The 23841-nt window shown below is 44.4% G+C and carries 19 protein-coding genes; 13 read left to right on the top strand and 6 right to left on the bottom strand.

Translation table 11 applies throughout. The annotated features are described in order from the left end of the window. Positions 1 to 78: 78 nt before the first annotated feature. The 4 genes from ASG85_RS15160 to ASG85_RS15145 all read left to right on the top strand — a co-directional run bounded on the left by ASG85_RS15160 (position 79) and on the right by ASG85_RS15145 (position 4701). Positions 79 to 984: an ABC transporter permease gene (locus ASG85_RS15160; protein ID WP_047673254.1), complete on the top strand. Its 906-nt coding sequence runs from the start codon at positions 79 to 81 to the stop codon at positions 982 to 984. 12 nt (positions 985 to 996) lie between these two features. Beyond that, positions 997 to 1932, top strand: coding sequence for a carbohydrate ABC transporter permease (locus ASG85_RS15155; protein ID WP_057301374.1), 936 nt, complete (start codon positions 997 to 999; stop codon positions 1930 to 1932). Between the two features lie 95 nt (positions 1933 to 2027). Then, positions 2028 to 3734 (top strand): ABC transporter substrate-binding protein, encoded by a 1707-nt coding sequence (locus tag ASG85_RS15150; RefSeq protein ID WP_060646715.1) that lies wholly within the window; start codon positions 2028 to 2030, stop codon positions 3732 to 3734. A 100-nt stretch (positions 3735 to 3834) separates the two neighbouring features. After that, complete coding sequence (locus ASG85_RS15145; protein ID WP_060646714.1) at positions 3835 to 4701, top strand: phytanoyl-CoA dioxygenase family protein; 867 nt, start codon at positions 3835 to 3837, stop codon at positions 4699 to 4701. 334 nt (positions 4702 to 5035) lie between these two features. On the opposite strand, the gene ASG85_RS15140 is transcribed toward ASG85_RS15145, so the two are convergent. Both ASG85_RS15140 and ASG85_RS15135 read right to left on the bottom strand, forming a co-directional pair. Then, the gene (locus tag ASG85_RS15140; RefSeq protein WP_060646738.1) at positions 5036 to 5425 is read right to left on the bottom strand and encodes a PaaI family thioesterase; all 390 of its coding nucleotides are present in this window, start codon (positions 5423 to 5425) and stop codon (positions 5036 to 5038) included. Positions 5426 to 5668: 243 nt separating this feature from the next. Continuing rightward, a complete protein-coding gene (locus ASG85_RS15135) occupies positions 5669 to 6742 on the bottom strand; it encodes an LLM class flavin-dependent oxidoreductase (RefSeq protein WP_200957326.1) in 1074 nt (357 codons plus the stop codon). A 170-nt stretch (positions 6743 to 6912) separates the two neighbouring features. Here ASG85_RS15135 and ASG85_RS15130 point away from each other — a divergent pair, with 170 nt between their 5' ends. Further along, positions 6913 to 7287, top strand: coding sequence for a winged helix-turn-helix transcriptional regulator (locus ASG85_RS15130; protein ID WP_060646713.1), 375 nt, complete (start codon positions 6913 to 6915; stop codon positions 7285 to 7287). A 57-nt stretch (positions 7288 to 7344) separates the two neighbouring features. Here ASG85_RS15130 and ASG85_RS15125 read toward each other — a convergent pair whose 3' ends face one another. From ASG85_RS15125 to ASG85_RS15115, 3 genes are all read right to left on the bottom strand, one after another. Beyond that, entirely contained in the window at positions 7345 to 8415 is a 1071-nt protein-coding gene (locus ASG85_RS15125) for an SDR family oxidoreductase (protein ID WP_060646712.1), read from the bottom strand. Between the two features lie 273 nt (positions 8416 to 8688). Next, positions 8689 to 9246 (bottom strand): NADPH-dependent FMN reductase, encoded by a 558-nt coding sequence (locus ASG85_RS15120; RefSeq protein ID WP_057301369.1) that lies wholly within the window; start codon positions 9244 to 9246, stop codon positions 8689 to 8691. 294 nt (positions 9247 to 9540) lie between these two features. Continuing rightward, entirely contained in the window at positions 9541 to 10209 is a 669-nt protein-coding gene (locus ASG85_RS15115; protein WP_063860298.1) for a TetR/AcrR family transcriptional regulator, read from the bottom strand. A 125-nt stretch (positions 10210 to 10334) separates the two neighbouring features. On the opposite strand from ASG85_RS15115, the gene ASG85_RS37885 reads away from it, so the two are divergent. The 3 genes from ASG85_RS37885 to ASG85_RS15105 all read left to right on the top strand — a co-directional run bounded on the left by ASG85_RS37885 (position 10335) and on the right by ASG85_RS15105 (position 16510). Then, positions 10335 to 10493 carry a hypothetical protein gene (locus ASG85_RS37885; protein WP_156396593.1) on the top strand — a complete coding sequence of 53 codons (159 nt, stop codon included), beginning with the start codon at positions 10335 to 10337 and terminating at the stop codon, positions 10491 to 10493. Between the two features lie 248 nt (positions 10494 to 10741). Beyond that, positions 10742 to 14440, top strand: a complete 3699-nt coding sequence (locus tag ASG85_RS15110; protein WP_060646711.1) for an FIMAH domain-containing protein — start codon at positions 10742 to 10744, stop codon at positions 14438 to 14440. A gap of 450 nt (positions 14441 to 14890) precedes the next feature. Next, positions 14891 to 16510 carry a cellulase family glycosylhydrolase gene (locus ASG85_RS15105; RefSeq protein WP_060646710.1) on the top strand — a complete coding sequence of 540 codons (1620 nt, stop codon included), beginning with the start codon at positions 14891 to 14893 and terminating at the stop codon, positions 16508 to 16510. A 27-nt stretch (positions 16511 to 16537) separates the two neighbouring features. Here the strand turns inward: ASG85_RS15105 and ASG85_RS15100 are convergent, their stop codons facing one another. Next, positions 16538 to 17557 (bottom strand): LacI family DNA-binding transcriptional regulator, encoded by a 1020-nt coding sequence (locus ASG85_RS15100; RefSeq protein WP_060646737.1) that lies wholly within the window; start codon positions 17555 to 17557, stop codon positions 16538 to 16540. 231 nt (positions 17558 to 17788) lie between these two features. Between ASG85_RS15100 and ASG85_RS15095 the strand changes: the two genes are divergently transcribed. From ASG85_RS15095 to ASG85_RS15080, 5 genes are read left to right on the top strand one after another with little or no spacing between them, the layout of a single operon-like run. Continuing rightward, positions 17789 to 20074, top strand: a complete 2286-nt coding sequence (locus ASG85_RS15095; protein ID WP_057301366.1) for a helix-turn-helix domain-containing protein — start codon at positions 17789 to 17791, stop codon at positions 20072 to 20074. Beyond that, positions 20071 to 20238 carry a hypothetical protein gene (locus tag ASG85_RS37880; RefSeq protein WP_156389842.1) on the top strand — a complete coding sequence of 56 codons (168 nt, stop codon included), beginning with the start codon at positions 20071 to 20073 and terminating at the stop codon, positions 20236 to 20238. The genes ASG85_RS15095 and ASG85_RS37880 overlap by 4 nt, the downstream gene beginning before the upstream one ends. A 3-nt stretch (positions 20239 to 20241) precedes the next feature. Next, positions 20242 to 21165: an ABC transporter permease gene (locus ASG85_RS15090; RefSeq protein WP_060646709.1), complete on the top strand. Its 924-nt coding sequence runs from the start codon at positions 20242 to 20244 to the stop codon at positions 21163 to 21165. Positions 21166 to 21219: 54 nt separating this feature from the next. After that, positions 21220 to 22110, top strand: coding sequence for a carbohydrate ABC transporter permease (locus ASG85_RS15085; protein ID WP_060646708.1), 891 nt, complete (start codon positions 21220 to 21222; stop codon positions 22108 to 22110). 56 nt (positions 22111 to 22166) lie between these two features. Continuing rightward, positions 22167 to 23744: an extracellular solute-binding protein gene (locus ASG85_RS15080; protein ID WP_060646707.1), complete on the top strand. Its 1578-nt coding sequence runs from the start codon at positions 22167 to 22169 to the stop codon at positions 23742 to 23744. Positions 23745 to 23841 lie beyond the last annotated feature (97 nt).

The raw sequence follows: 23841 nt of genomic DNA, 5'->3' as shown, positions 1-23841 counted from the left end.
CAAGCTCCTTTATCATAGATCCTGTAAGCGCTTAATTTTAACTTTAACTTTAACGTAAATGCAGTGAGGGGGAGTATCATGAGTATAGCACTTAGAATGGTAAAGAAAAACTGGCAACTCTATCTGATTATCTTGCCGTCACTCGTATATTTGATTATTTTTAAATACGTACCTATGGCTGGCGTACAAATTGCTTTTAAAAATTATATGGTTACCAAAGGGATATGGGGAAGCGATTGGATTGGTTTTAAGCACTTTGTAGACTTTTTCCATTTGCCTATTTTTTGGAGGGTTATCAAGAACACGTCACTGCTTAGCCTTTACTCGCTTCTAATCGGGTTTCCGGCGCCAATTATACTCGCTCTTGCCTTAAACGAATTGAGAAATGGAATTTTTAAGCGGGCCGTACAGCTGGTCACGTTCGCGCCGTACTTCATTTCAACCGTCATCATGGTTTCGATCATTATGCTGTTTCTTTCCCCGCAGCTTGGTTTCGTCCATCTCTTGGCTGATAAATTCGGATTTCCAGCGGAGAATATCATGTCAAAGCCGGAGTACTTCAAAACCGTGTATGTACTTTCTGACGTTTGGCAATTTACGGGATATGCCTCGGTCATTTATATTGCGGCACTAGCAGGAGTGGATCCGCATTTGTATGAAGCAGCCAAGGTGGATGGTGCCTCCCGTTTCCAAAGGATGATTCATATCGACTTGCCAAGCTTAATGCCGACAGCCGTCATTCTGCTTATTCTGAATGCAGGGCAAATCATGAATGTTGGATTCGAGAAGGTGTACCTGATGCAAAATGCGATTAATGTTGGGGCATCCGAGGTTATTTCCACCTATGTTTACAAAATGGGCTTGGTCGGAGCGAATTTCAGTTTCTCTGCAGCGGTAGGACTATTTAATTCAATCGTTAATTTGCTGCTGCTTATAGTAGTCAATTATGTGGCTAGAAAAAATTCTGAGACGAGTTTGTGGTAGGAGGTAGAAATTATGGTAAATCCCGAGCAGACTTTGACGTTAGACGTGCGAAAGGCACCTACCCGCATTCTTGAAAACAGTGTGGACAGAATTTATTTGTTCTTTGTCTATTTGTTTTTGATCATATGTTTGATTATCGTAGCTTATCCGCTCATCTACATTGTTAGTTCATCATTCAGCTCATCGTCAGCCGTCATCTCAGGTAAGGTTTGGCTGTTCCCGGTTGAACCTACACTTCGAGGCTACCAAGCCGTATTTCAAAATCCGCAAATCTTGACAGGGTACGGCAACTCTTTGTTCTATCTCTTCTTCGGGACATTGCTTAGCGTTTCATTGACGATAACGGCTGCTTATCCGCTTTCTCGCAAAAACTTTTATGGACGCAACGTCATTACGGCACTATTCGTTTTTACGATGCTGTTCAGCGGGGGATTAATTCCTTATTATTTGACTGTGAAAGGGATGGGCTTACTCGATACGAGATGGGCGATGATTATTCCAGGCGCGATTTCGGTTTGGCAAGTCATTCTGGCGAGAACGTTTTTCCAGACGTCGATTCCTTCGGAACTCACAGAGGCCGCACATTTGGATGGATGCAGCGACTTCAAGTTTTTATTTCGAATTGTGATTCCGCTTTCCAAACCCATCATTGCCGTTCTAGTCCTCATGTACGCTATCGGGTATTGGAATTCCTATTTTGAAGCATTAATTTTCTTGAAATCGGCTAATCTGTATCCGCTTCAGCTCATTCTAAGGAACATTCTAATTCTGAATTCGATCGATCCTACGATGATTAAAGATGTTAGAGAACTTGCGGAAAGGCAAGGCTTGAAGGAGCTGCTTAAATATTCGCTGATCGTCGTCGCAAGCGCTCCCGTACTTATTCTGTACCCTTTTGTGCAAAGACATTTCGTGAAGGGGTTATTGATTGGTTCTCTGAAAGGTTAAATCTAGTTACATACTGAAAGGAGGGATGCGAGGCACGAACAGATCAGGTTTGCCCCCGAGGATGGATTGGCTATGAAAAACAAGGAGGGTTTTGAATGGTAAGTAGAGGAACCAGAAAAACATGGTTATCGGTGGTCCTGATTTTATTCATTACTTCGCTTGTAATCGGTTGTACGTCGAATAGCGATGAACCAAAGGGTAGCGCTAGCCCTAATGGGGGCGGAAGCGCAAGCGGGGGAGCAAACGTTAATACAACAGGCTTTCCTATCGCCAAAAATAAAATTACGATGAGTGCTTTCGCGCCGCAATCGGCTAATATTGCAGATTTGAATACAAATTGGTTTACCAAGTATTTGGAAGATAAGACGAATGTTCATTTGAACTGGCAGCTTGTACCGGGAGAATCAGCGGCGTTGAATGAGAAAAAGCAGCTGTTGCTCGCTAGTGGCGACTATCCCGATATTTTCATGCAAGGGAATCTAACAAAAGAAGAGCAGCTGCTGTACGGTCAACAAGGCGTATTGATCCCGTTAAACAAGTTAATCGATCAATACGCACCGAACATTAAGAAAGCGTTTAAAGACATTTCGTATTTGGAGAAGGCGATCACAGCACCAGATGGCAATATTTATGCGATCCCTTCCGTAAATGAATGCTATCACTGCCAGTTTTCAGCCAAAATGTGGGTGAACACAAAATGGTTGCAAAAGCTCGGTCTTAGCGCACCGAAGACGACTGACGATTTCTATAACATGTTGAAAGCTTTTAAAGAAAAAGATCCGAATGGAAACGGTAAGGCTGATGAAATTGCGTTCACGGGTTCTCCGACTGGTTGGCACACGGATGTTGAGACGTTCGTGATGAACGCGTTCGTCTATTACAATGCGGATAACAACTATTTCATGATGAACGGCGGCAAACTGGCAACATCGGTTGACCAACCAGGCTTCAAAAAAGGTTTGCAATTTTTGAACAAACTGTATGCGGAAGGCTTGATTGATAAGGAAGCATTTACACAAAAATCGGATGCGCTTACCCAAAAAGGGAATAGTCCTGATGCGGCGATTGCCGGTGCTATTCCAGCAGGCTGGTTTGGCGAATTCACGGATGCTTCTCCAAAGGCAACACGACACAAAGACTATGATCCGATCGCGCCGCTTACAGGACCTGACGGAGCCTCATTCACAGCACACTACATCGGTATCGGGAACTCGGTGTTTGCAATAACGAATAAAAATAAAAATCCGGAAGCGGCCATTCGTATAGCCGATTATCTGTACTCAGAAGAGGGGACAACAATGTCCAACTCTGGGGAAGAAGGCCGCAACTGGGTGAAGGCGGATGCGAATGATAAAAATACGCGTGGAACCGCAGCAAAGTTCAAGGTGAAGGAAACGTCTTACGGGGTAGGACAGGTGCAGAACGATCATTGGAATCAAATGGGACCGAACCTTCGTTCGGCTGAATATCGCGAAACTGCTTATGCAGCCAGTCAGGAAATCTATACAATGGATGGCTTGGAAACTCGCTTGTACAAGGCCACCAAGGAATTATACGAAGGACATCAACCGAAAGAAGAATTCCCGACAGATATTTTCTTGACTAGCGATCAAGCTAATCAAGTGAAGCAGTTAAAGCCAATCATTACAGATTACGTCAAACAGTCCATGCTTCAGTTTATCATGGGGGCTAAAAGCATTGACAAAGACTGGGATGCTTACTTGAAGGGCCTTAAAGATTCCGGCATGGATCAATTCATCAAAATCTATCAGGATGCCTATGACAAAGTGTATAAAAAATAGGAATTGCGCCTGATCGTACGAATTAGTGAAGAACCTTCAAACCTATAGTAGGGTTGAAGGTTCTTCATCCGTTGAGACTTAATAATGGAAGGTGATAAAGATGGTGAAAGAAAATAAAAGCGGATATTTAACGAAACAACAAATTGAATTTTATAATGTGGAAGGTTACATCGTACTTGATCGTTTATTATCAGATGAGGAATTAGCGCCTGCGCAAGAAGCGATGACGTATAAGGTTTCGATGATTGCCGACGAATTGTTTCGTGACGGACTTATTGAAGATAAATTGGTTGACCGTCCGTTTAAATATCGGCTTGCTGAACTTTTTGAACATTTAACCGCTGAGGAATTTTTGAAATACGGACGAAGTTGGCGTGACCGGATCCCTGGTTATTTTCATTTAATGAGCAACGTTAAAATTCTTAATGCCGTTGAATCTTTGATAGGTGGTGAGCTTTTCTCGAATCCCGTTTATAATGTTAGGCCGAAGATTCCGAGGGTTGCCGCTGGAGCAGTGCCATGGCATCAAGATAAATCATACTGGCCGGACGCTAATTCTAATCCTGTCATTACGGTGTGGATCCCTTTAGTTGACGCTAATGAAGTGAATGGCTGTTTGCATATTAAACCGAAGACACACCGAAAACCACTCTTGAAATGGCACCAAGAATCTGATACTGGAACCGGATATACGGCATTGAGGGAAAGTCAATTAGGGAACACAAAGACTGTTGTATTGCCCGTTTCCGCTGGCAGCGCAATTCTATTCAATGATCGTTGTCTCCATATGTCAACACCGAATCAATCTGATGAAGTAAGGTGGAGCGTGGATTTGCGTTACCAGCCGACAGACCAGGATCCTATGATAGCGCATGGAGCAGGCTTCTTGGCTAGAAGCTACAAACATCCGGAGCGAGTTGCAACTCTTGAAGATTGGTTAGAGGGACGTCCTGAGCATGGCATATAGTGTGCGTATGTTGATGTGAAAATAGCGGTCCAAAAAGCCGCTGAAGATGCCTGTGAGATAAACAGTGCACGCAGAGTTTGCCGACCTGTGACGCAATGATGAAAAGTATCGTTACAGCATCAAAACGATGATTGAGCTCCCTTGCAACAATGAAAAACATCGTTCCAGCAATCTTTTTTGGGCCGTTTTACTCCCAATCTCTCTCGTAACGATGTAAAACAACGGTGCAGCAATCGTAATGCTACCTCAACTTGAATCTAACGATAAAATACATCATTGCAGCAAAAGTGGCTGTCCACAAAGTGAGACAGCCTCTTCAGTATTATTAAGCAAATCATTTTTTGTCAATGATCGCGACCGTACAGCGAGAAATGCATATGAGTTGATTATTTTCATCGGAAATTTTAATTTCCCAAACCATTGTTTTCCTGCCTTTGTGCAAAGGGCTAGCAACAGCAGTTACGATACCATCTTTCTTACTCTTGAGGTGATTGGCGTTAATTTCAAGTCCTACAGCAGAATGTTTCTCTTTATTGATATTAATTTCAGAAGCGATAGAAGCTGCGGTCTCAGCCAATAGGACAGAAGCCCCTCCATGTAAAATCCCTGCTGGTTGGTGTGTAGCTGGTCCAACTGGCATCGTCATCACTACACGATCAGGAGTTAGCTCTACAATTTCAATGCCTAGCGCACTGATAGCGGTATTCTGACTTCTTTCTCTCATGAACGAAATAAAGGAATCCTTATCCATGCCGTAGGACTGATAAATTTCTTCGGATACGATCATAACCATAACCTCCCTAAGGTCTAGAAAATATTACGAATCCTTCCCTCAGCAACAGAACATCTTCGGACAAATCGAATATGATCACACAAAGTAGGAGCTGTATATATTTTATGTCCAAAGATTCAAACATAGGCTCATAATCTCGGTTGGAATAGGAGGGAGGGGCTCACCAGAGCTCACTTATTCCTTTGACTCGGTTCGGGCAAGCTCCTGTCGTACAATTGGCGCTACCTTGGTGCCGAGCAATTCGATAGCCCGCATGACCTCATGGTGCGGCATCGTTCCAACATTTACATGAAGGAAGAAACGAGTTATTCCCAAATTTTTACGCAATAGAATGATCTTTTCTGCGACGTATTCGGGATCACCGACGTAAAGAGCGCCCCGCATACTGCGTGCGGCATCAAAAGTTGCGCGGTTGTAATTCTGCCCCCAACCCCGTTCACGCCCGATAACGTTCATTTGGGCCTGCGTTGAAGGGAAAAATAAATCGGCAGCTTGCTCGGTAGTTTCTCCGACAAATCCATGCGAGTGAGTCGCAATTGACAGCTTGTCAGGGTCGTGCCCAGCTTTCATGGCAGCCTCTTTGTAAAGTGCGACTAAGGGAGCAAAACTCTCGGGCATTCCGCCGATAATGGCGAATACGATGGGGAGACCCAGCATTCCTGCACGAACAGCGGATTGTGCACTCCCGCCGCTTGCGATCCACACCGGCAGTGGGGTCTGAACGGACCGAGGATAAACACCGAGGTTATGGATGGCGGGACGATGACCGCCGCGCCAAGTTACCTTTTCGGAAGATCGGATCGCAAGCAGCAGTTCCAGCTTTTCGTCGAACAATTCATCATAATGATCCAGACTATATCCGAAAAGCGGAAAGGATTCAATGAACGAACCCCGGCCCGCCATAATTTCGGCTCGGCCGTTAGAGATGCCGTCAAGTGTGGAAAAAGCTTGATACACGCGAACCGGGTCGTCAGAGGACAGCACCGTTACGGCGCTTGTGAGCCTGATTCGCTTGGTCATGGCAGCTGCAGCTGCCAGCACAACAGCAGGCGAGGTGCCTGCGTAATCGGCACGATGGTGCTCTCCAATGCCATAGACATCCAGCCCGACCTGATCGGCTAGTACGATTTCTTCAACCGCATTGCGTAAACGCTCGGCATGACTGATGACTTCTCCTGTCACAGGGTCTGGTGTAGTCTCCAAGAATGTACTTATTCCTATTTCTATGTTGGTTGCCATATCGGTCATAATGTTTCACCTCCTTCATTATCTATATTAACTCATTTATTTATGGTTTCTCAAATTTAGTAAGAGTGAGAGGAGCAACGAAGGCTTTAAAGCGAATATTAATATAGGTAGGGCTTGCGCCCGCGAGTTTAAGACGTTATCGTAAAAGGCAGGGAGGCGAGGCAAATCCTATGCTGGAACCGGGGAAAACATATAATACGGCAGTGGAAGTAACGCTCGAAGTGATCGGAGGCAAGTGGAAGCCAGTCATTTTATTCCATCTCACATTCGGTACGAAACGCAACGGTGAGCTGATGAGCTTAATGCCAACGGTTACACAAAAAGTACTAACCCAGCAGCTGCGAGAATTGGAGGAGGACGGGGTTGTTACCCGGATCTCATATAACCAGGTACCGCCAAAAGTCGAGTATGAGATCACAGAGTATGGCTTGAGTTTGAAGGAACTTCTTCATATCATGTGCAGATGGGGAGATAGGCATGTTGAGCGTGTGTATGGTGATAAGGTCAAGATCTTGGAAAATGCAGTACGCTTGAATGAATCATGATCAGTGATAAGACAGAAACCGGTCTCTGAATTTCAGAGGCCGGTTTCTTATGTGAAGTTATGGAATAACCTTGCGTTGACGTAAATCCGCGAAGATTTCAAGGAACATTGCTTCTGTATCAATAAACTGGTGAAAGCCGAAACGACGCGCTTTCGTACCGTCAGCAAAAAAGTCGTAATCCCAAGAAAACACAAAGTCACCGAACCGCCAGGAGGATACGTCACTGTAGCTGTTATCCACCAACCCGTGCTTCTTCACCATGGCGTTCCATAGCGGCTCCTTGTCGGCCATGACTACATCCAAGGACATCTGCAGCGGAGGTGCTGTCTCTAGGCCGAAATACGCAGCAATCTTAGGCCAAAGTTCGTTCCACCGGAAGAGATCTCCGTTCGTGATGTTGAACGCCTGATTCGCGCAACGTTCATCTGTCGCTGCCCAGACGGTGGCCTTGGCCAACAATCCCGCGTCGGTCATCTCCAGCAGGCTGTTGTAGGCTCCCTGCTTACCGGGAAAACGGAGCGGCAACCCGAGCTCCTTCGACATGGAAGCATAGATTGCGATAACCATCGCTAGGTTCATTGGATTGCCTAATGCATATCCGCAAACGACGGAAGGGCGAAGCGCCGACCAGGTCCAGCTGCTACCTTTTTGCCGATTTTCAAGGAATTGCTGTTGGTCAACATTAAACTCAGGCGGCATGTGATAGGCATCTGTTTCACGAGCTGGAGTCTTGAAGGGACCGAGGTGCGCGCCATATACTTTGTAACCCTGCATGAGACTGATATGCTGGAGGTATGGAGAGATTGGCTCGATCGCATTAACGATGTTAACAAGCATGGCTAAGTTTGGGGGGACCAATTCGGCCCAGGTAGGACGGTCTTGATAAGCCGCATAGAAGATATGGGTAACTTCCGTTAGACTTCCAAGTTTCTCACGGATATCATTTTCATTAAGTAGATCGACGGCTATATATCGGACTCGGTTGTTGGACATCCCGCCCCGCCGTGATACACCAATGATATCCCAGTCGTGAAGCTGCTCCAAATAGTCGATAAGATTTCTACCAATAACACCGTTAGCTCCGACAACAAGAGCGATTTTGCGTGGTGTGGCTTCTTTTGTATTCATAAAATATCCTCTCCTACTCCGTGGTGGTTTCAACATCATTGTGCACTTTGGAGTGTTGAATGAAAAGTACGCACTTTGAGGTCATATAGTTACTTCAAAGTAATAAAAGGCAGTGGAGAAGGGACGCTGGGAACAGCCAGTATCTTATTTAAATTAGGCTGAGATCGAAGAGTGTGAGCGTAATCGTAACTCGGAATAGAGATTTAACAACAAATAAGCTGGATTGGGCGAACCCTATCCAGCTTGCTTACTTGTATTCGGTTAGTTGGAGTGTTAACGCAACGTCTTTAAAGCACCGCTCCAGGCGACGACTTGATCGAATAGCATGTTGGCGGCTGCTTCCTGATGAGGTGCGGGCTTCACAACGCTGTAGTTTTCAAAATCCGTAAAGAGCGAAAGGGTGACCTGAGCACGTACGTCAGCCACATGCAGCTCACCTAAGATGAGTCTCAGGTTTTCTGCCGCACGAGCTCCGCCTGTGCCACCGCCATAGCTGACGATGCCTGCCGCCTTATCTTTCCATTCATTGAAAAGAAAATCAATGGCGTTTTTGAGCGCTCCAGAGACGGCATGATTATACTCGGGCGTTACGAAAACAAAGCCATCATACGAATGGATTGCTTTCGACCAAGCCACCGTATGCGGCTTCGTATATTGAGCCAACATAGGCGGCTTTGGTTCGTCATATAACGGTAAATTGAAGTCAGCAATATCCACGATTTCGTATTCAGCGTCACTGCGTTTTTGTGCGATTTCGTGAACCCATCGAGCGACTGCTTCACCTCTGCGTCCAGGACGCGTGCTGCCAATTATGATTGCGATTTTTAGCATTGTTATTTCCTCCGTTATGTTGACTGTATTTTTATTGCAATATGATATTCAGTTCCAATTACCTCCTTCCGTTTATACCCATGGAAAATGTTAACAGACAACATCCTTACATTTCAAACGAAACAACCGTTATAACTAAAGTTTCTGTTGATATAGGAGGGGCTATTTCTCAAATGGCTGTTGCTATTTTAAGAGAATGCGTGCTTAATTGGAAAATGTAGAAATAAGCCAACAACTTAAAAGGGATCAAGTTATTTGTCAAAAGTTCAAGACAAAAACTGATCCCTTTTCCAATTACAATGTCCGATTAAATTTTTCAACAATATGATCAATAACGGGTTGAATTCTTGAGTCGTCGACAATTGACATCTTGTCCGCTTTGAATAATTGAACTTTTTTGAAATGATAATAATCATAAAGAACTTGTTGAATGGACATTTGGTTATAAAGCAAATACTTAATATTTATAATTTCTCGAAGCAAAATATCGTCCTGAAGCAAAATAAACTTTTCATTGACGTTATTGAAAATACCTTTGTTTTTTCCATCCTGATAGAATTTAAGGGTCATCTGTTCGCGTCTGTTCAAAGTACTTTTCAGATCATCGTATAAATCCGGATAAGCTGCTTGAAGATCCTTTAAAAATACATCTGTAATCTTTCCTACAAGAGATACCGATTGCTCAAACAACTGTTGAAACCAGACCCCGAACGATTCCTCGTCATCATCCGAATTCCGTTCTTCTTGCTTCTCTATATAATCTACAAAAATTCGCACAACGCCTTCGATGACTTCTTCTTTTGAAGAAAAGTGCTTATACATAGTGGCTCTGCTTACATCCATGTATTTGGCAATGTCGTCCATCTTCAAGTTCTGAAAGCCGTCTTTCGTGACGGAAGTAATTAATTTTTTTAGCAACTTATTACGTGATTTATCTTGCTGGTTCTCAATGGGCATATTCATTCTTTTCCCTTCTGCAAACTCTCCTTCTTATTATACATAACATTGAAATGAATAAAAACATTTAACACTTAATAGACGAAAAATATATAAATTGTCACTCTGGAAATAACGGATCCATATAGAACATGATGAACGCCGCGGCAATGATCGGAAATGACTCTTGTCCCATCGAAGGTTTTGTACCCGATGAGGTCAATGCCTTTCTCGTGAAAAGAGGACTACAAGGAAACGGGGGAGAAGACGGCATAAGCGCGATGATCGCTTGTGGTTATGTAAAATCGTAAAAAATTCCATGTGTATCATAAATTAACTAATACAGAAATCTCGGCGATTCATTATGATGGTAATTGAAAGCGTATAACATTCTCGCAAAAATGAGGAAAGAAGGGGTTCATAATGAGAAGAAGTTAATTCTGATTTTATCTGTTGTATGCAGAATCGTTTTTTAATAGGCGCGGAAATCGCGCTTTCAGCGAGCTCTCGGCGAGCCGAAGCTCGTCAGTTAATTTTACGAAAATAAGGAGGCTTTAAGATGTTTAAGCAACAAGTTCAAAAGAAGATAGTAAGCTCAGTTCTTTCATTTGCACTTGCATTTTCGTTTATTAACTTGTCCGTTCTTCCAGCAGCAACGGTTCATGCCAATACGCCAGATAGCAACCAACTCAACTCTTCAGTAACGGATGCTGTTTATAACCCCTCAGCAACTGGTTCAGTCAATCTCTTGGCTCCATCTCGTTTTACACCACAAGCTGGCGTGAATCTCAAAGTAAGTTCAGAAGCTGCTGATCATCCGGGAGTAGACGCTTTGCGATCGGGAGGCAGCGGTTACTGGCGGAATTCAAGCTCAAATGTCTATAGGAGTAACTATTCGCCATCTCTTCTAGCATTAACCCTCGACTTAGGCGCTCCCAAAACGATTGATAAGCTTTATCTTGAAATTCCCAACACAATTGCAAATATCCAAAGCAATGCGACACGATTTGAGGTTTATTACACAAATGACCCCAATTCTTGGGCAAGTGCTCCCACGGCCTCCGACACCGCGAACAATTATAATTGGAAGGCAAACGGCTGGACGCTGGCCGGCGGGACGGAAACGGAAGGCTTATGGTCTTATGTTACTTACAACGGGCAACAATGGGGCTATGATACCAAGACATTCTTGTATCCGTTTACAGCCCGGTATGTGATGATCAACACGGTGCTTGTTGGTCCCAGTGATAAACGAGCGAATGATACCAGTTCGATGATGGGTATATCCGGCTTGGCTATATACGGCAAAGATTCGGTATCTAACCCAACTGCGCTGGTACCGGCTAAGGATACCTACAGCACATGGGATCAGGTTGCACCTAAATCTACCAATATAAGCCTTGCTAGTGGACAGACACTAACGAGTATTACCAAAGGCGAGATTACGCTTCGTTCGAATATCGATTACTTGTTAGCTGGCAGCACGGTTACTTTCACACTTCCATACTTGGCCAAACTGCCACTCGGCACGAATGAATTTACCTTTCATTTTAACAGCGGCAACCCATCCATATTTGCATTGGACGTAACAGCCCGTGGGTATGGCTCGAATGACAAAACGATCAAAATGAATGCAATTGATGGCACATCTCCTTATAACATTTTAGGCGGCGCCATGGGGACAGACGAACCGGTAGAAGGCGTGACCAAAAGAATAAGAGACGGTTACCACGAATTTTATGGAGATCAGTCTAAGGCGACTGCAGCCGACGACCATATTCAGAGCATTTGGGACAGTACCTTGCAAAAAAATGTATTCAAGGTCCTTGCCAACGGCAGAGGTTTGAATAATGAATTCTTGGATAAGGTTCGCGACGGCGAGTATGGCCACAAAGGTGTTTTTGACCGGAATTTAGGCTATGTGGTTGATGGTGCGGCGATTACGGACAGGCAGCGAATTGAAATTCGCCCCAGTGAAGATTCAAACGGCGATTTTGTAGCCTATGACGGCGACTTGGTTTCCTATGAATGGCTCTGGAATATTCCGGACGGCAACCAGTGGAATCAGTCAAACTTCCGACATATCTTCCAATTGAAGGCCGTGAATCGCCAAGCACCTGATACTTTACCGGGTGGAAACAACGGTGGTGAAAACGGCGCCTATATCCTCGCGATGTCGATTTCGGGAACGAACAGCAGGGATCTGGTCGTGAATCATAACCGATATGACGGCGATAAGACCATGATGCGAATTCCGTTGAAAGAAATCGATGGCCACTGGATTAAGGTTGAGCTTAACGCTCTTATTTCGGATAGCGGCTGGTTCACAATTAAGATAACGGATGGGGTCACTGGTAAGGTATACACATATGATAGCCCGGATGTTTATCAAGTGTTTACAAACAAAGGTGCAAGCGACGGTACGAAAGATATATGGAGAAGACCAGAAAGAGTCGGCGGTTTCGAGACGGAGTATCCAGCTGCATTTGATCAATATTTGCGTCCCAAATGGGGCATTTACCGCAGCTCCGCTAACGGAACCAACTCTGCCTATGACGCTTCGCTTCAACTTGCCGATATCACCATAAGCAAGGTGGCAACAGGTTTGTCTTCTGTAAACCTTGCCCTTAATAAAAAAGCGTATAACGTAGGCAGGGCAGAAGGGGCTAACCCGATTCAGATACAATCTGCTATGACTAACGAATACGGAAATGCAAACAAACTGACAAACGGTGTATTGGAAGACCCTACAAAATGGAATGTTACCAACGTCACCAGTCTGAATCAAATCGGGAATTACTCATGGCTGGGTACCGACGGAGAGAGAAAAGGCAGTTTCGTCATTGACCTTGGCCAGGCAATGGATTTTAGCCAATTAAGACTATTTGCAAAATCCACCAGATTAAAAGGTGCAACCGTTTATGTATCTGATGATATTGGAAACCATACATCGGCTTCTGAATTTGATGCAATGACGTTTAAACAAGTAGATAGGCAGTCTGCCCAAGGTTATACGTATACAACAGGCAGCAATAATGGAGGTACTGATTCGGAAGATGGTTCCTATCCAATTAACCTTGGTAAGACCTATCATTCCAGATATATCAAGGTAACGGTAGAGAACGCATCCGGCAGTAATTCCGGAACGGATCTAACAGGTCCTCCACGTCTTACACAGGTTCAAGTGTTTAATGCGCCAACACCTCCACAGAATCTTACAATTGAAGCAAACGGGTCAGCTAAAATGGTGAAGTGGGATACTGATGATTTAAGCGAAGGTTACACAGTTTATAATGGCGCAGCGGTACTTATTGACTTACCCGCAGGCGCAACAAGCTATACTTTACCAAGCGGCATAACCGATGTATCCAAAGTCGCTATACGATCAAAGGGAACAGACCCGAATTCCCGCAAGTTTATGATATCGGCACCGGCCTTAGTAGTAGATCCGCAAGATGTGACTGCTCCTAAGACGGAAGCGCAGATCGAACCGGCGCTGAGGAACGGCTGGTTGAACACGGATGGGTCCGTCGTACTGACGGCACATGACGATCTCTCCGCTTTAGCGAAAACGGAATACAAGCTGGGGGATAACGCTGAATGGCAAACCTATGCCGGGTCAATCGCTCTCAAGAACGACGGCGTGTATCGGCTGCAGTTCCACTCAGTTGACGCTGCGGGCAACATCGAGGAAACGAAGGAGCTAAGTGTCCAGATTGACAAAACGAAGCCAGTATTTGTACTGACGGCAAACGGGGAACCGCTTGCGGAAGGCGCTGTATTCTCCGACGACCGTCCGATTGCGCTTCTTTTGAACGCAAACGATGTACTGTCCGGCATAGCGAGCCAGGAGCTCAGCCTGGACGGGAAGCGTTTGGATAGCGGCGCTTCTATTGATTTGGCCGGCAAGCCTGGCCTCCATACCCTGAATATCGTCATAGCCGATCAGGCCGACAATAAGACGGATGCATCTGTTCGGTTTACCATTATAGCTACCCCAGAAGGAATGTCCAACTTGATTGACCGCTATGCCAAAGCTGGTGAATTGAAGGGACCGTTGGTTAACCAATTGCGCAACAGCCTGGATCTGGCGCTGCATCAATTGGGCAAAGGCGACAATGACAAAGCGGCCAAACATATGCAGGATTTCCTGAAGCATTTGAACAACATTTCGATGGCGGATAATGTCTCCGAAACAGTAAAGACTATCCTCGCGGCTGACGCTAACGCTTTGATCGAGCTTTGGTCAACGAAGTAAAGAACAATAACGTTTTATAGCTGCAAAAGCATCCGGCCATTGTTGAAGGCCGGATGCTTTTTTTATCCTCGAAAGATTAAGAAAATCGTGTTGAAATATTTCGTTGAAATCGATTTCATTTTCTCGTATAATATCCAAATATAGGGTTAACAAAAATAACCAGTTTTCTTTTAAAGAAAAGAATAACCAATGTATATTTCAAAATAAAATCGATTTCATTTTAGAGAATGAAGGAAAATGAAAACAGGGAATAACGAACTACCAAGAATTTCACAGAAGGTGATTGAATCATTTCTTTTTTTTCATTAGAAAGAAAGCGCTGTCATTTGTGAATTCATGAAGGAGGTGATGTTCACAGCATCGAGTGAAAGATAAGGAGGAAGCGACATTGATGTTTGCAAGCGGAATCTATGCGCAATTTCCAAGAATTGAACTCAAAGGAGGATTACTATGAAATTTACGAAAGTATTATCGCTGCTGTTGGTTATTTGTTTTGCAATCGGCTTGCTTGTTACGGCCATCCCGTCCGCTGCCAGTGCTGCAATCGGCGCCAGTGATTTCCTAAAAACGAGCGGTACAGTCATTAAAAACAATAATGGGTCAGGCAGCGTTGTTAATCTCCATGGAACGAATCTCGGCGGTTGGCTCCTGGAGGAGAATTGGATGTCGCCTCTAGGTGGCGTAGATGAATGGACTGTGCGTCAAACGTTGACCAATCGATTCGGAGTGGCGACTACGGACAACATAATCGCTGGGTACCAAGATACGTGGATTCAAGCAAGCGACTTGGATAACATTAAAAATATGGGCTTGAACTTCGTTCGCGTGCCGATTTATTGGGAAAACTTGATGAATCGGGATGGTTCAATGAAATCAGATGCCGTTTCGTTCCGTAAGCTTGATTGGCTGGTAACGCAAGCACAGCAGCGAGGCATATATGTGCTGCTCGATCTGCATGGTGTTCCAGGTAATGATGATGGTTGGCAGAGCGGTGGGCGAGAGGGTGTAAATGAACTTTGGACCAATACAACCTACCAGGCTTGGACCGTGCAGATTTGGGAGCGTCTGGCAACCCACTATAAAGGCAATCCGACCATCGCCGGTTACGATCTTTTGAACGAACCGGTAAGTAATAATAGCAACCTTTCCATTAGTCAAATGTATGACAGGCTCTACAAGGCAGTGCGTGCGATTGATCCTGATCACATGATTTATGTGGAAGCCTTTGGCTACTGGAACAACATCGTATCGCCATCAACCTATGGTTGGACGAATGTTGTCTATGAAGTGCATAACTACAATTGGAGCAACACGGATTACAATAGTCAATCTGCAAGTGTGAATCAATGGTTTACCGATATCATTTGGCATCAACAGAATTGGAATATTCCGGTGTTTGCTGGTGAATTCACACTCTGGGATTTTAATGACTTATGGGAAAAATATTTATCAGGGCTAGACGCGCTTAATGTATCGTGGACCAATTGGACCTACAAAGTAACAGGTGGCGGGAACTGGGGCCTTTATCAAAACAATAGCAATGCATTCCCGGATATCAATAATGACAGTGCATCCACAATATCCTCTAAACTAACCAAATTTTCGACGAGTAATTTCCAAGCAAACACAGCCTTACAGAATATCTTCAAATCTTATTCGAATCTTGCTGGGACGTCCAGTATAAAGGCAGTAGCAAACAGCAAATACGTAACAGCTGAAAACGCTGGCGCCAATCCGCTTATACCGAACCGCACAACGGTGGGTGGTTGGGAGAAATTCATTCTGGTGAATAATGCTGACGGCACGGTATCGTTCCTATCCATGGCGAATAATAAATACGTAACAGCGGATCTCAACCAAGGCGGCAGATTGATTGCGAGATCACAAGGCATTGCAGGTTGGGAGAAGTTTAAGAAGGTAATGAATCCAGATGGAACATTAGCGTTCCAAGCCATGGCGAATAATTTATTTGTATGTGCCGATCTGAATGTAGAATCTGGCACACTGGTGGCCAATAGAAGCTCAGTTGGAGGAGCCTGGGAATCATTTGTTATAACCCCCGCACCTTAATAATAGGCAAAAAAAGTGGGCAGGGGATCATTCCTGCCCATTTTTATCATAGTCGGAGGAGCCGCGGATCAGCAGTTCAGAATCCACTTTAAAAACACGTTTCTCCGCAAATTCGTTCTCATTCATCATGTCGATTAATTTCTCGACGAGAAGAGCACCCATGGTGTATTTCGGCTGATTCACAGTACTTAACGGAGGGGTGATATATTTACTGATTCGATTATTATCTACACCGACAACCGCTAGCTGCATCGGGATTTGAATACCAAGTTCCGAGCATGCCCGATATACGCCAAGCGCCATTTCGTCATTTGCTGAATAGACAGCAGTAAAGGGGATCTTCTTAGCAAAAAGTCGCTGAATAGCTTCATAACCGCCATTTTCATTAAAGTTGCCGTTTTCAATTAATTCAGGACGAAACGGAATGTGATGCTCTCTTAATGCTTTCAAATAACCTTCTAAACGATCATAACTGTCGACAGCATGGGCAGAACCGTTAATAAATGCAATTTCTTGATGGCCAAGTTCCACTAGATGGGCTATAACCTTCATCGAAAATTTCACATTATCGGTTACAATGCAGGGGATTCGGTCATGATCAATCTGCTTTCCTACAATGCCAATGGCATACCCATTATCTGCAATTTGCAAGATAACTTCGTTTGAAAGCATGGGTGCAACCATAATGACTCCGTCGATGGTACGCGTGGTTAACAAATTCAAGAATTCTAATTCTTTTTCTTCATTATTTTCGGTATCACAAATCACCACTTTATACTTCTTGGAATAAGCGATGTTCTCAATACCCTTAATGATTTCGGAAAAATAGGAGTTACTGATATCAGGAACGATGACTCCTATTGTCATTGTTTTTTGCGAACGAAGATTTTTTGCAGCGGCATTGGGTTGGTAACCGAGCTCATTAATGATTTTCATGACTCTTGCTCTTGTTTTAGGCGTAACTTTACTGCTGTCATTGAGAACGCGTGAAACCGTAGCGGGAGCAACTCCTGCTCTGGTGGCGACGTCGACAAGTTTGAATTTCATATCCATAAGTATCAACCTTCTATCCATATTAAACAAATTGTGTGATCTGTACACCAAGTATAAGTTAGTTTGAAATCGATTTCAATAAGAATGCATGTAATCTATCATATAAAACATGACTGTGGTTTGAAAACAGATGTTGAGATGAAAATACAAACGTAAAAACAAATTGAATACGGTTTCATGCTAGTTTATAATTAAATGAAATCGATTTCAATGAACGAGGTGACGATGTTGAAAATAAAAACGTCCAATTCCAACGTAAAATTCTCCGCTTCCATTTTTCGGTCCTTTACGTTGACCATCGCTTTAACGATTGTCATGCTGTCGGGAATTCTACATGTTTATTTCGAAGATATTTCCCTTAAACAGACGTACAAATCCACATTGAATAATCTAGCACAAACAAGTCAAGAAGCTTCCATCATGGCGGTTAACGCCAACACGTTTGCTAAACAAATATATAACGACATGAATGTTTCCAAGTTGCTTTACTTCTCGTCGGGTGATCCTCTCGATACAAGTATAGCGATGGCTCAACTGAACTCTTATCGAGCTACATCCCTTTTTATCGATTCTATCTACATTTATAACTACCAAACGGATACGTTTTATACAAGCGCCGAGATCAGTGCCAATTCGGTTTGGAAATCGAATGAGTTTTATGATTCGACAGCCGTAGAAATGGTTAAACATATTTCGGATTACAAGACGCTGATGCCAATCCCGCGTAAAATTCCGTTTGAGAGCCTTATGTTGAACAACCAAGAGAAGGAAAGGGATTGTTATACTTTCCTGTTGTACGACACTCTTTCTCATAAAGATGAAAAGAACGTCATTATCGTTAATATATCCGAAACGCAAATGCACAAAAATATCGACGGTATGATCGCCACTTCGGACAAAAACACGTTCATCATCGACAATCGCGGTTTCCTCGTCACGAACAGCTGGAAGAATGCTATGCTGACGGACCTTACCAACAAACCGTACATCCAAGTAATACTCGGAAGCGGTGAATCTGAAGGATATTTCGTCTCCGATGTGGATGGGGTTAAATCCTTAGTGACTTATACGGCTCCCGATGTTCTGGGCTGGCGCTATATTAGAATTGCACCTTACAGCGCCATTACGAGCGGTATTAATCATATGAGGCTATATACGATCGCAATAGCAGTCGCTATTCTACTTCTTGGACTTCTGACTTCCTACCTGATTTCACGAAAATTGTCCTTGAATGTAAACCGCAAGTTAGTGAAGCTGACAACGCTTGAGACGGAACGAAGAAATCATTTCATGGCGCTGCGGCAAGATCTGGTTCGCAATCTGCTTCTAGGATCGGGCAGCAGTAATCCTCATTGTCTGGATGAGAAGTTCAGATTGTATGAAATTCGTTTGAACGCCAAGAAGCATTTTGCCGTGTCAGTGCTGAAGATTGACGGTTATCGGGAGCTAGTGGAGAGATACAGCGTCGGCGACAGGAGCCTGCTCAAGATTGGGGTTATGAACATCTCTCAAGAGTTATTGAATGCCTACTGTCCTTCTTTTGCCGTAGATATGGGAGATGACCGTATTGCGATTCTGCTTAATATAGAGGAACCCGCTTTGGATAGTCATTCTGTCCTGCCAGAGAGTTTATGGCGTCAAATTCAATCCTTCGTGGCTGATTACATAAAAGTATCTGTATCCATTGCGGTGAGTACGACAGGCGATGATGCTAGAAGCATCAGCCGCTTATACACTCAGGCGACGGAAGCCTTATTCCATCGGCTTTTCTTTGGACATGAGTGTCTGATTTACGCGGAGCAGATCGAGTCACTGAAGGCCAAATCCTATGTGTACCCGATCTCCAAGGAAAAGTTGCTGATCGAAGAGCTGATGCTGGGTCGAATTGCCGAAGCGTCGCGCATATTCCGCGAGATCGTCGAAGAAACGGCTGGTTATTCCTATATGTCGTATCATTTGGCTGTGTCGCACTTGGCTTTTGCTGTGAATAACGCAGTTTCCACGATTCAAAAGAATAATGATATCTCCTGGGATTTGAGTATCAATGCGCTGCTTTCCGGTCTAAACGATGCGGAGCTAGTCGAGGACATGTTCCGCCCGTTCTTCGATGTATTCGAGCGCGTATCCGCAAGCCTGGAAGATAAGAAGAATTCAAGAAACGACGAAGTGGTGGGTAAAATCATTGCCATTGTGCAGAAGAAATACATGCTTCAAGAGCTCTCTCTGGACTCCTTAGCCGAAGAAATGGGTTTGTCTGCAACCTATATCGGCCGGTTATTCAAGAAACATACGCTTAACACAATTCTGAATTACATCATTGAAGTAAGAATGGACAAAGCGAGAACATTATTGCATACAACAGAGCTTCCCATAGGGGATATTGCGGAAAAGTCAGGCTTCTCAAACAGTCCGTATTTCTACAAAGCGTTTAAAAAAATCAATGGTGTAACCCCAGCTGACTTCCGTAAAAACGGTCGATTGCAGGACGAAGGGGTCCGAGAGATCAGTTGATTGCTCAACGCATCGGGAAAAGTGATCTGATGCGGAGAAAAGCTCTTCGTAATGAAGTGAAAAATGATAATGATCGCATATTTATAGTTGCTCCAGCCTTGGCAGAAGGCCTAAGATTGGCCTTGCAAACAACAAACACAATCCAAGAGTTCGGAGGTGAGTAAGCGATGGCAGCTTTAAAAGGCTTCTGGGCGGAAGTGTCCAGGAACAAAATCATGTTTCTGATGGTAGCTCCTGCGATCCTTTTTTTCATTGTATTCAGCTATATTCCAATGGTGGGAATTTATCTGTCCTTCACGAAGTTCAGCTTCGACGGCGGGATATTTGGAAGCGAATTCATCGGTATGATGAACTTTAAGTTTTTGTATCAATCAGGTACGCTATGGAACTTGACGAAAAATACGGTCGTGTACAATTTGGCTTTTATTTTTATCGGTAACTTCCTGCAGTTGGTCTGTGCGATCTTCTTAAGCCAGATTGCCAACAAATATTTTAAGAAAGCAACGCAATCCATTATGTTTTTGCCGTTTTTCATTTCGTGGGTTCTTGTAGGCGCTTTCGTTTTCAACTTGTTCAACTCCGATACAGGCGTCATCAACACATTGTTGAAACAACTAGGGGCACAGCCGTATGACTTCTATTTGAATACGGAACCGTGGAAGTACATCATTGTCTTTTTCAATGTCTGGAAAGGGCTCGGGTACGGAACGGTCATTTACTTAGCCGCCATCATGAGCATTAGCGATGAGTACTACGAAGCAGCGGAAATCGACGGAGCACATATTTTTCAACAAATTCGTCACATTACGATTCCGCTTTTGACACCAACCTTTATTTTGCTCGTCATTTTCAGCCTCGGCGGCATTCTCAAGGGGCAGTTTGACCTGTTTTATCAGATCATCGGCAACAACGGCATGCTGTATGATGCGACGGACATTATCGATACGTATGTGTATCGGGCATTGGCAGTCAATTTTGACATTGGAATGGGATCGGCTGCAGGTTTGTACCAATCGTTCTTCGGCTTCCTGCTAGTGATGACTGTCAACTTTATTGTGAAAAAAGTCCGCGAAGATTACGCATTGTTCTAAGCAAATGCTTAGGAAGCCAGATTTGCTTAACCAAAACTCTTAGGAGGGACTACCGTGAGACGCAAAAAAGACTCGGCGACGATGGCTTTTATGATCATCGCTTATGGAACGGTAGCGTTCTTGACCATACTTTGCCTGCTGCCGTTCTGGTTAATTATTTCGGGTTCGTTTACGTCGGAAAATGAAATCATCGGGGAAGGGTTTAAGCTTTGGCCGAACGATCTTTCAATCGATGCGTACAAGGCGGTCTTCACCAACCCCGAGCAAATTTTCCGTGCGTATTGGGTAACAATTTGCCTTACCGTCATTGGAACTTGCGCAGGCTTGTTCCTCACGTCCATGGCGGGATACGTGCTTGCCCGTAAAGACTTCAAATACCGTAACACGGTCGCATTCTTCATGTACTTTACGACGCTGTTCAGTGGGGGCTTGATCCCATGGTACATTCTCATCGTTAAATATCTGGATTGGAAAGACAGCTACTTGGCTATGCTGATTCCCGCACTCATTAGTGCCTGGAATATCATTCTTATGAAGAACTTTATGAAATCGATTCCTGACTCTATCGTTGAATCAGCTCGAATCGACGGCGCAAACGATTTTACGATCTATAGCCGCCTGATCCTTCCCTTATCAACGCCAGGGCTAGCTACGATCGGACTGTTCCTTGCTCTTGGCTATTGGAACGATTGGTTTACCGCCAATATTTTCATCACGACGGAAAGCAAGTTTCCGCTGCAGTTCTTCTTGTACAAGATTTTAGCGAATGCCGCCGTACTGCGTACGGACATTGCTGCGAATTTGGCTGCCGTCAATTTCAAAGCTCCTGCCGAGACACTTAAGATGGCTGTTGCCGTTGTCGTTACAGGGCCGATTGTGCTTCTGTATCCATTTGTGCAAAAGTACTTCGTCAAAGGACTGACGATAGGTGCAGTCAAGGGTTAGAACCGGTTTCACGGCTAACATAGATATTGTTTTCTACTATTAAGGAGGAGTCATAAATGAAAAGAAAGATCGGAACTATTCTAGCAGGCGTCATGCTGGCTGCTACCGCTTTATCGGGTTGCAGCAGCAGTACCGGAACAAAGCCTGAAGCAACTGCACCTGCGAAGACAGAAGGAAGCCAAAGCGCAGCGCCTGCAGTGACAGGACCGGACATTTCAAAATCGATTGAGCTCGTATGGTATTTGGTAGGCGATGCCAATAAGGATACACCTAAGGTTATGGACGAATTTAACAAAATGCTGAAGAAGGATCTGAACGCAACCGTTAAATTGAACTTCACCACTTGGAACGATTGGCAAACAAAGTACAACTTGCTGCTGACAGCTGGTGAGAAAATCGATATGATCTTTGCCTCGTCTTGGGCAGGATACTTCAAGTATGCTAAGCAGGGTGCATTCACGGATCTGACCGCTTTGCTTCCAAAGTACGCGCCTCAGGTTCAAAAGCAAGTATCGGCGCAGGATTGGAGTGACGTCACCATCGGCGACAAAATATTTGCGGTTCCGAATACGAACCCGGAATACACGCCGAACGGTATCGTGTACCGTGAGGACTGGAGAAAAGAGTTGAACCTTCCAGAAATCAAAGACCTTGCTTCCATCGAGGCGTATTTGGATGGCGTCAAGAAAAATAAACAGAACGTTATCCCCATCAACGGAAGTGCATGGAACGAAATCAGCACTTTATTCTCAGCAGTTAACGGGTACCAGACGATCGGTGGCGAAAGTGGAGTTGTCGTAGCTAAAAACTACAACAGCCCAAGAGATATTGTTGCTTACCCATTCACACCTGAATATGAGGCTTGGGTAAAGAAAATGAAGGAATGGGCGGACAAAGGCTACTGGTCAAAGAACACACTTTCCTCCAAGCAAGAAGCTGGCGACCTGATCAAAACGGGCACAGGTGCCGTTTACTGGCGCAACCCTCCGGGTGCAGCCGGATTCATCACAGACGTACAGAAGAAAGATCCGAAGATGGAGATCGGATACTTCCCATACACACGTATGCAAGGTTTCGCAATGCCGACAATGGGTATTGCCAACGGTATGGCGATTCCGAAGAGCGCAGCCAACCCGGAACGTTCGCTCATGGTACTAGAGAAGATCAGAACCGATGCGAAGTATTATAACCTGATCACATATGGCCTTGAGGGATACCATTATGATTTAGTTAACGACGGTAAAAATATTGTTACTCCTTCCAAAAGCCAAGATGCTGCGAAGGTCCAAGGCTACGGTATCGCGGATTGGGGTTGGAGAAACAAGCCGCTGATGAAAGCAGGCGTCGGCGGTTGGGACGGTCTGGATAAGCTGAACGAAGAATTCTCCAAGATGAGCAAGCCGGACATTTTCTCGCCGATATCCATGGACTACGATGCAGTGAAGACAGAATACGCTGCTGTAAATCAAGTCATCGACCAATACGGCAAGCCGCTCATGATGGGATTGGTACCGAATGTGGACCAGGCCATCAAGACTTACCAGGATAAATTGAAATCAGCTGGCATCGATAAAGTTCTTGATTATGTGAAAAAGCAAGCAACGGCATACTACGATGAAAAAGGCATTAAGTAAAAGAAGAATAAACAACAAGTAAAGAACACGGGGCCGAAAGGGCTGCAGCCGGTGTGATCGCCTGCAGCTAGACGTTGGCCTCTTGTTTTTTAGAATC

The sequence above is a fragment of the Paenibacillus sp. Soil724D2 genome, assembly GCF_001427935.1.
GTDB lineage: Bacteria > Bacillota > Bacilli > Paenibacillales > NBRC-103111 > Paenibacillus_E.
The sequence above is the reverse complement of the archived record's forward strand: the minus strand, read 5'-3'. Positions and strand labels throughout refer to the sequence as shown.

Bases quoted from the DNA above. Each gene is read 5' to 3' on its own strand.
- ASG85_RS15090 (WP_060646709.1), top strand. From the start codon at position 20,242: ATGGCAGCTTTAAAAGGCTTCTGGGCGGAAGTGTCCAGGAACAAAATC.
- ASG85_RS15115 (WP_063860298.1), bottom strand. From the start codon at position 10,209: ATGAATATGCCCATTGAGAACCAGCAAGATAAATCACGTAATAAGTTG.
- ASG85_RS15160 (WP_047673254.1), top strand. From the start codon at position 79: ATGAGTATAGCACTTAGAATGGTAAAGAAAAACTGGCAACTCTATCTG.
- ASG85_RS15150 (WP_060646715.1), top strand. From the start codon at position 2,028: ATGGTAAGTAGAGGAACCAGAAAAACATGGTTATCGGTGGTCCTGATT.
- ASG85_RS15155 (WP_057301374.1), top strand. From the start codon at position 997: ATGGTAAATCCCGAGCAGACTTTGACGTTAGACGTGCGAAAGGCACCT.
- ASG85_RS37885 (WP_156396593.1), top strand. From the start codon at position 10,335: ATGATGAACGCCGCGGCAATGATCGGAAATGACTCTTGTCCCATCGAA.
- ASG85_RS15125 (WP_060646712.1), bottom strand. From the start codon at position 8,415: ATGAATACAAAAGAAGCCACACCACGCAAAATCGCTCTTGTTGTCGGA.
- ASG85_RS15120 (WP_057301369.1), bottom strand. From the start codon at position 9,246: ATGCTAAAAATCGCAATCATAATTGGCAGCACGCGTCCTGGACGCAGA.
- ASG85_RS15100 (WP_060646737.1), bottom strand. From the start codon at position 17,557: ATGAAATTCAAACTTGTCGACGTCGCCACCAGAGCAGGAGTTGCTCCC.
- ASG85_RS15140 (WP_060646738.1), bottom strand. From the start codon at position 5,425: ATGAGAGAAAGAAGTCAGAATACCGCTATCAGTGCGCTAGGCATTGAA.
- ASG85_RS15110 (WP_060646711.1), top strand. From the start codon at position 10,742: ATGTTTAAGCAACAAGTTCAAAAGAAGATAGTAAGCTCAGTTCTTTCA.
- ASG85_RS15095 (WP_057301366.1), top strand. From the start codon at position 17,789: ATGTTGAAAATAAAAACGTCCAATTCCAACGTAAAATTCTCCGCTTCC.
- ASG85_RS15145 (WP_060646714.1), top strand. From the start codon at position 3,835: ATGGTGAAAGAAAATAAAAGCGGATATTTAACGAAACAACAAATTGAA.
- ASG85_RS15080 (WP_060646707.1), top strand. From the start codon at position 22,167: ATGAAAAGAAAGATCGGAACTATTCTAGCAGGCGTCATGCTGGCTGCT.
- ASG85_RS15105 (WP_060646710.1), top strand. From the start codon at position 14,891: ATGAAATTTACGAAAGTATTATCGCTGCTGTTGGTTATTTGTTTTGCA.
- ASG85_RS15130 (WP_060646713.1), top strand. From the start codon at position 6,913: ATGCTGGAACCGGGGAAAACATATAATACGGCAGTGGAAGTAACGCTC.
- ASG85_RS15135 (WP_200957326.1), bottom strand. From the start codon at position 6,742: ATGACCGATATGGCAACCAACATAGAAATAGGAATAAGTACATTCTTG.